We start from the raw sequence: 6,973 nt of genomic DNA on the forward strand, positions 1-6,973 counted from the left end.
GGTCAGACCCCGGCAGGACTCTCGGCCACCGCGCGACCGGCGCGGTCACCACCGCTCTCCACGACCGTCGGCGTCGACCAGGCCCGCGCCCCGGCGCCGAGCGCGACGGCGGTCACCGCGACCACGACGGCCGCAGGGACCGGCAGCGCCCCGACACCGCCGCCCGCCACGACCCACGACGCCAGCGCGGCCCCGACGGCGATGCCGCCGTTGAACACCACCGGGATCAGCGCCGACGACGTCGCCCGCCGCTGCGGCCCGCCGAGGCGCAGGATCAGCGTCTGCGCCAGGGGAGGCAGCGCGCCCGACGACACGCCCCACAGCACGACGACGGCCACACCGAGGGCCGGATGCACGTCCACCACCGCCAGCCCGAGCAGGGCGAGCGCGGTCCCGCCGGCAGCGAGCGCGAGCACGGGGGCGGTCCGCGCCCCGAACCGGCCGGCCAGGACCACGCCCAGCGCGGACGCGAGGCCGAACACCAGGAGCAGCCCGCTCACGCCGCCCGGCAGCGCGTCGGCGGGCACCTCGACGATGCGCGTCACGTACGTGTACGCGCCATAGTGCCCCACCAGCAGCACGCCGACGATCGCCGTGACCGTGATCATCGGACCGGGCCCCCCGGCCGGCGCGGGTCCCGCGGCGCCCGGCGTCGCCCCCTCACCGGGCCGCTCCGTGGCGGGCGCGGCCGCACGCGCGACGACGAGTCGCACCAGGACGGCGACCACCAGCGTCAGCAGCGCGAGGCCGGCGAACGCGGCCCGCCAGCCGACCACCCGGGTGACGAGACTGGCGAGCGGCGTGCCGAGCACCATGCCGAGGGTGGCGCCACCCAGCACCACGGCGATCGAGCGGGCGAGCAGCCGGTCGGTCACCAGGTCGGCGACATGCGCGTTCGCGGACGCCCACAGGAGCCCGACGGCAGCCGCACCCACCAGTCGCGCCCCCACGGCGACGCCGTACGTCGGCGCCAGCGCGGTGGCGAGGGACGAGGCGGCCAGGACGCCGAGCGCGACCGCGACCACGGCGCGCCGGTCCCTGCCGGCGACGAGGCGCACGAGCGGGAAGCTCGCCACCACCACCGCGGCGGCCCACACGGACACGAGCAACCCGGTGCGCGCCTCGGAGACGCCGAGCCCCGCGCTCATCTGCGGCAGCACGGCGGTCGGCAGCATCTCGGCGGTGACCATCGTGAAGGTCGCCGTGCCGAGGACCAGCAGGGAGGGCCACGGGAGCCCGTCGGACGGGGCGGGGGGAGATCCTGGTGTCGTCATGTGTCCGACGCTAGAGTTTGACATTGATGTCAATGTCAAGTGTGACCCCGGTCACTCCTGGAGGTGCGAGATGAAGATCGGCGAGCTCGCCCGGCGCGCGGGCGTCGCGCCGCGCCTCGTGCGGTACTACGAGCAGCAGGGCCTGCTCGTGGCCGACCGCGCGGCGAACGGGTACCGCACCTACTCCGAGGACGACGTCGAGCGTGTGTCCAGGGTGGCCGGGATGGTGCGTGCCGGGATCCCCACACGCCTGATCAAGGTGCTGCTCGACATGGAGACGACGAGCCGGTCCGAGGCGCCGACCTGCCCACGCACGGTCGCGGAGATGCTCGCCACGGAGCTCGTGGGCATCGAGGACAAGATCGCCTGCCTCACCCGCAGCCGGGACACGATCCGTGACGTCCTCACCCGCACCGAGCAGGCCGCCCTCCTGTCGGAGGCCGCGGCGGGCGCCGCCACGGCTTCCGGCCGGTGAACGACGAGGGGCCGCCCCGGGTCGGCGGCCGCCCGCGGCCGGTGACGGGGTGGGGGCCCCGGGGGGGACTCGTCCCCGGGCAGCACCACCTTAGCGCGGGGGTAGAACCGGTCGACCGGCCCCTCGGCGTAGGCGTCCGACCCCTTGGCCCGGCCGAAGGTGGCCGAGCGGATCTCGCCGGAGCTCAGCGGCTCCTGCCGGTCGAAGTAGGCGACGAGCCGGTCGCACAGCGCGTCGACGTCGTCCGGGTCGTAGCCCTGCTCGCCCCGGTCGGCCGGGGCGAACTTGTCGCCGTCGGGCCGCCCCAGGCGCCCGTACATCGTGCGGGCGCGGTCGGCCAGCGCGGCCATCCACGCCTCCTGCCCGTGCGCCGCCACGTACTCGGCGCGCTGCCGCGCGATGAACGCCGACTCGAGACGGTCCAGCGCCGCGTCGACCTCGTGCGTGTCGTAGCCGCCGCGCACCAGGTCGAACGTCGACACCTGGATGTCGGCGTGCGACAGGGGCTCCGCGGTGCGACCCTCGTACGCCTGCCGGGCGTGGTCGAAGAAGTCCTCGACCTCGTCGCGGTCGTACCCGGTGCGCATCGCGGACACCGTGCTGAACAGTGCGCTCACTCGTCCTCCTCGGCAGCCAGCTGCCCGCAGGCGCCGTCGATGTCGCTCCCGCGGGTGTCACGGATCGTGGTGGGGATGCCGTGCCCGCGCAAGCGTGCCACAAACTCGTCCTCGACATCACGCTCGCTCGCGGTCCAGATGGACCCGGGCGTGGGGTTGAGCGGGATGGGGTTGACGTGCACCCAGCCGCGCCCGCGCGCGTTGAGCTTCTCCCCCAGCAGGTCGGCGCGCCAGCCGTGGTCGTTCATGTCCTTGATGAGCGCGTACTCGATCGACACGCGCCGCCCGGTGACCTCGAAGTAGCGCCGTGCGGCGTCGAGGGCCTCGTCCACGCTCCACCGGGTGTTGATCGGCACGAGCTCGCTGCGCAGGTCGTCGTCGGGCGCGTGCAGGCTGAGGGCGAGCGTCACCGGGATCTCGAGCTTCGTGAGCTTCTCGATCGCGGGCACCAGCCCCACGGTCGAGACGGTGATGTTGCGCGCCGACATGCCGAAGCCCTCGGGCTGCGGCGCGACCAGGGCGCGGACCGTCTCGAAGACGGCCTTCGGGTTCGCCAGCGGCTCGCCCATCCCCATGAACACGAGGTTGTTGAGCCGCGTGGGCCCCCCGGGGATCTCTCCCGCCGCGAGCGACCGGTTCGCCGCGCGCACCTGCTCGAGGATCTCCGCCGTCGACAGGTTGCGCGTGAGGCCCAGCTGGCCCGTCGCGCAGAACGGGCACGCCATGCCGCACCCCGCCTGCGACGACACGCACAGCGTGGTGCGGTGCGGGTAGCGCATGAGCACCGACTCGACCTTGGCGTCGTCGAACAGGTGCCACAGCGTCTTGACGGTGGTGCCGCCGTCGGCCTCGAGACGCCGGGTCGGGCGGATGAGCTGCGGGAACATCGTCGTCGCGATGGCCTCGCGCGTCTTCGCCGGCAGGTCGGTCATCTGCTCCGGGTCGGACGTGTAGTGCTGGAAGTAGTGCGTCGCGAGCTGCTTGGCCCGGAACGGCTTCTCCCCCATCTCCTGGATCGACGCGACGCGCTCGGCGGGCGTGAGGTCGGCGAAGTGCCTCGGCGGCTTGCCCCGGCGGCGCGGCGCCATCTGCAGGGGCATCGGCGCGGTCTCGTCGCCCGGCCGGACCGCGGGGAACCCGAGGTCGGCGCCGGACGTCGCGGGACGGGCGGTTGTGGGGGGCATGACGTGTCCTTACAGGGCGGTCGTGGGCGCCATCGTGAGCACGAGGTACACGAACGGGGCGGTGACGACCAGCGAGTCGAGGCGGTCCAGCACACCCCCGTGACCCGGGAGCAGCGAACCCATGTCCTTCAATTCTAGGTCCCGCTTGATGAGGGACTCGGCGAGGTCGCCCACGGTGGCCGTGATCGCGGTGAGCACGCCGAGCACGATGCCGAGCACCGGGCTCGCGTCGAGGGCGAGCACCGCGCCCGCGACACCCACGGCCGTGGCCAGCACGAGCGAGCCACCCAGGCCCTCCCAGGTCTTCTTCGGGCTCACGGTGGGTGCCAGCGGGTGGCGGCCCATCGTCACCCCGGCGATGTACCCGCCGGTGTCGTTCGCCACGGCCAGGAGGATGAACAGGGCCACCCGCAGCTCACCGTCGGGCTGCGCGAGCAGCAGCAGGACGAAGCCCGCCAGGAACGGCACGTAGGTGGCCGCGAAGACCGCGGCCGCGCAGTCGCGCAGCGCCTGCGGCCCGGGGCCGTCCAGCACCCGCCAGACGACGACGGCGCCGACGGTCAGCACGTACGCGACGAGCAGCGCCTCGGGTCCCGCGGTGTACGCCGAGACCACCATGCCCGCGCCGCCCACGAGCAGCGGCAGCATCGGCAGGTGGATGTCCCGGCGGGCGAAGGCCTGCCGCAGCTCCCACAGCGCGGCACCGACCGCGACCGCCGCGACCGCGACGAACGGCTCGGGCCGGAACCACAGGGACGCCGCGACGCCGACGAGCAGCAGGACGCCGACCGCGATCGCCACGGGGAGGTTGCGGCCGGCGCGCGACGACGTCGGGTCCGCCGCCCCGGCGGTGGCCGGGTCGAGCGGGGACGCGTCCTCGCCCGGTTCGAGGGGATGGGCCACCATCAGACCTCGAGCAGCTCGCTCTCCTTGCCGGCGAGCAGCTGGTCGATCGCGTCGACGTGCTTCTTCGTCAGCGACTCCAGCTCCTTCTCGGCCCGCGTGACCTCGTCCTCGCCGGCCTCGCCGTCCTTGACGATGCGGTCCAGCTCCTCCTTGGCCTTGCGGCGGACGTTGCGCACCGAGATGCGGGCGTCCTCCGCCTTCGTCTTCGCGAGCTTCACGTAGTCGCGACGGCGCTCCTCCGTGAGGGCGGGCATGATGATGCGGATCGCGTTGCCGTCGTTGGACGGGTTGACGCCCAGGTCGGACTCGCGCAGCGCCTTCTCGATGGTGGTCATCGAGCCCTTGTCGAACGGGGAGATGAGCACCGTGCGAGCGTCCGGGATGTTGAACGACGCGAGCTGCTGCAGGGGCGTCGGGGCGCCGTAGTAGTCCACGGTGATCTTCGAGAACATGCCCGAGCTGGCGCGGCCCGTGCGGATCCCCGCGAACTCCTCCTTGGCGACCTCGATCGCCCTGTCCATCTTCTCCTCGGCCTCGAGGAGGGTGTCGTCGATCACCGGTGCTCCATTCTCGTCGTCGTGCTCGTCGTCGTGCTGCGTGGGTCGTACGGCTGGTGCGGCGTCAGTGGGTGGTGACCAGCGTGCCCATCTTCTCGCCCAGCAGCGCGCGGGTCACGTTACCCGGCTCCTCGAGGCCGAAGACACGCATGCGCACGTCGTTGTCCCGGCACAGGGACAGCGCGGTGGCGTCCATCACGTTCAGACCGCGCACCAGGGCGTCGGTGTACGTCAGGTGCTCGAGGCGCTCGGCGTCCGGGTCCGTGCGCGGGTCGGCCGAGTAGACGGCGTCCACGCCGTTCTTGCCCATGAGGACCTCGTCGCAGTGCGTCTCCAGGGCACGCTGGACCGACACGGTGTCGGTGGAGAAGTACGGCATGCCGGCGCCCGCGCCGAAGATCACGACCCGCCCCTTCTCCAGGTGCCGGATCGCGCGCAGCGGGATGTACGGCTCGGCGACCTGGCCCATGGTGATCGCGGTCTGCACGCGCGTCTTGACGCCGTCCTGCTCGAGGAAGTCCTGCAGCGCGAGGCAGTTCATCACCGTGCCGAGCATGCCCATGTAGTCGGCGCGCGCGCGGTCCAGGCCGGCGCGGGAGAGCTCGGCGCCCCGGAAGAAGTTGCCGCCGCCGGAGACGATCGCGACCTGCACGCCCTGCCGGACGGCGTCGCCGATCTCCTGCGCGATCCGCCGCACGACGTCGGTCGCGAGGCCCACGCTGCCGCCCCCGAAGGTCTCGCCGGAGAGCTTGAGGAGCACCCGGCGCGCGGGCGCGGCCTCACCGGTCGCCTCGCCCGTCGTGCTGGTCCGCTCGGTCTGGTTGGTCTCGGTCACGTGGGTCACCGTCGCTCTCTGGTCTGTTCCGCATGCCGGTCTGTTCCGCATGTCCTGCGGCATGTCCGCGTCCGCCGTGCACCGCCGTCGACGGGCCCGGCAGGTCGGGCGCGCTCGCCCGGTGGTTCGTGTTCGGTGGTACGTGGTCGCCCTCCGCGCATCCTGGCACCGGACGGCGGCTCCCGCCCCGTCAGGGGGCGGGCGCGGGCGGGTACGCGAAGGCCCGACCGCACCGCGCACGGTGCGGTCGGGCCTGAGCGCGGGGAGGCGTCAGCTGCCGACGCGGAAGCGGACGAAGCCGAGCAGGTTGCCGCCGGTGGTGGCGACGTGCTTGGCGACGGTCGTCTTCGTGTCCTTGGCCAGCGGCTGGTCCACGAGCACGGCGTCCTTGAAGAAGCCGTTGAGGCGACCCTCGACGATCTTCGGCAGCGCGGCCTCGGGCTTGCCCTCGGCGATCGAGACCTCGCGCGCGATCTCGCGCTCCTTCTCGACGACGTCCGCCGGGACGTCCTCGCGGGACAGGTACTTCGGGGCGAGCGCGGCGATGTGCTGCGCGACGTCCTTGGCGACGGGCTCGGCCGCGTCGTCGGTGGCGACGAGCACACCGATCGACGGCGGCAGGTCCTTGGCCGTCTTGTGCAGGTAGGTCGTCACCTTGGGGGCCTCGAGGCGGGCCACGCGGCGCAGCACGACCTTCTCCCCCATCGTGGCGCCCTGGGCGGCGATGGTGTCGGCCACGGTGCCCTCGGCGGCCGGGGCGGCGAGGCCGGACTCGGCGTCCGTGGCACCCGCGGCGGCGACGGCCTCGAGGACCGCGTCGGCGAGGGCGATGAACTTCTCGTTCTTGACGACGAAGTCCGTCTCGGCGTCGAGCTCGATCATCGTGGCGACCTGGCCGGCCGCGGAGTCGGCGACCTTGACGGCCACGAGGCCCTCGGTGGTCGCGTTGCCCTCGCGCTTGGCGGCGCGGGCCAGACCCTTCTTGCGGATGATCTCGATCGCCTGGTCGGTGTTGCCGTCGGCCTCGTCGAGCGCCTTCTTGACGTCGAGCATGCCGGCACCGGTGCGCTCGCGCAGCGCCTTGATGTCAGCGGCGGTGTAGTTCGCCATGGATGTCCTCCGTGC

7 protein-coding genes and 1 pseudogene are annotated in these 6,973 nt (G+C 73.0%); 1 reads left to right on the plus strand and 7 read right to left on the minus strand.

Annotated features, from left to right (window positions below; all coding sequences use genetic code 11):
* Positions 1 to 2 precede the first annotated feature (2 nt).
* On the minus strand, positions 3 to 1,274 hold the full coding sequence (locus ACFQ80_RS18000; RefSeq protein WP_430564607.1) for an MFS transporter: 1,272 nt from the start codon (positions 1,272 to 1,274) through the stop codon (positions 3 to 5).
* 70 nt (positions 1,275 to 1,344) lie between these two features.
* On the opposite strand from ACFQ80_RS18000, the gene ACFQ80_RS18005 reads away from it, so the two are divergent.
* On the plus strand, positions 1,345 to 1,749 hold the full coding sequence (locus ACFQ80_RS18005; RefSeq protein WP_430564608.1) for a MerR family transcriptional regulator: 405 nt from the start codon (positions 1,345 to 1,347) through the stop codon (positions 1,747 to 1,749).
* Between the two features lie 98 nt (positions 1,750 to 1,847).
* Here the strand turns inward: ACFQ80_RS18005 and ACFQ80_RS18010 are convergent.
* The 6 genes and pseudogenes from ACFQ80_RS18010 to tsf all read right to left on the minus strand — a co-directional run.
* Positions 1,848 to 2,366: pseudogene (locus tag ACFQ80_RS18010) on the minus strand (DivIVA domain-containing protein); the annotation flags it as partial.
* The gene (gene rlmN / locus ACFQ80_RS18015) at positions 2,363 to 3,454 is read right to left on the minus strand and encodes a 23S rRNA (adenine(2503)-C(2))-methyltransferase RlmN (protein WP_430549950.1); all 1,092 of its coding nucleotides are present in this window, start codon (positions 3,452 to 3,454) and stop codon (positions 2,363 to 2,365) included. The gene rlmN and the pseudogene ACFQ80_RS18010, both read right to left, overlap by 4 nt.
* Positions 3,455 to 3,559: 105 nt before the next feature.
* The gene (locus tag ACFQ80_RS18020; RefSeq protein ID WP_430549896.1) at positions 3,560 to 4,456 is read right to left on the minus strand and encodes a phosphatidate cytidylyltransferase; all 897 of its coding nucleotides are present in this window, start codon (positions 4,454 to 4,456) and stop codon (positions 3,560 to 3,562) included.
* A complete protein-coding gene (gene frr / locus ACFQ80_RS18025; RefSeq protein ID WP_430549895.1) occupies positions 4,456 to 5,013 on the minus strand; it encodes a ribosome recycling factor in 558 nt (185 codons plus the stop codon). The genes ACFQ80_RS18020 and frr overlap by 1 nt, the downstream gene beginning before the upstream one ends.
* 64 nt (positions 5,014 to 5,077) lie before the next feature.
* Positions 5,078 to 5,857 carry a UMP kinase gene (gene pyrH / locus ACFQ80_RS18030; protein ID WP_430549894.1) on the minus strand — a complete coding sequence of 260 codons (780 nt, stop codon included), beginning with the start codon at positions 5,855 to 5,857 and terminating at the stop codon, positions 5,078 to 5,080.
* A gap of 261 nt (positions 5,858 to 6,118) precedes the next feature.
* Positions 6,119 to 6,958 (minus strand): translation elongation factor Ts, encoded by an 840-nt coding sequence (gene tsf / locus ACFQ80_RS18035; RefSeq protein WP_430549893.1) that lies wholly within the window; start codon positions 6,956 to 6,958, stop codon positions 6,119 to 6,121.
* Positions 6,959 to 6,973: the final 15 nt, after the last annotated feature.

Origin of the sequence: Isoptericola sp. NPDC056578 (genome assembly GCF_042793275.1) — a bacterium.
Classification (GTDB): domain Bacteria; phylum Actinomycetota; class Actinomycetes; order Actinomycetales; family Cellulomonadaceae; genus Isoptericola.

Bases quoted from the DNA above. Each gene is read 5' to 3' on its own strand.
- ACFQ80_RS18000 (WP_430564607.1), bottom strand. From the start codon at position 1,274: ATGACGACACCAGGATCTCCCCCCGCCCCGTCCGACGGGCTCCCGTGG.
- ACFQ80_RS18005 (WP_430564608.1), top strand. From the start codon at position 1,345: ATGAAGATCGGCGAGCTCGCCCGGCGCGCGGGCGTCGCGCCGCGCCTC.
- rlmN (WP_430549950.1), bottom strand. From the start codon at position 3,454: ATGGCGCCGCGCCGCCGGGGCAAGCCGCCGAGGCACTTCGCCGACCTC.
- ACFQ80_RS18020 (WP_430549896.1), bottom strand. From the start codon at position 4,456: ATGGTGGCCCATCCCCTCGAACCGGGCGAGGACGCGTCCCCGCTCGAC.
- tsf (WP_430549893.1), bottom strand. From the start codon at position 6,958: ATGGCGAACTACACCGCCGCTGACATCAAGGCGCTGCGCGAGCGCACC.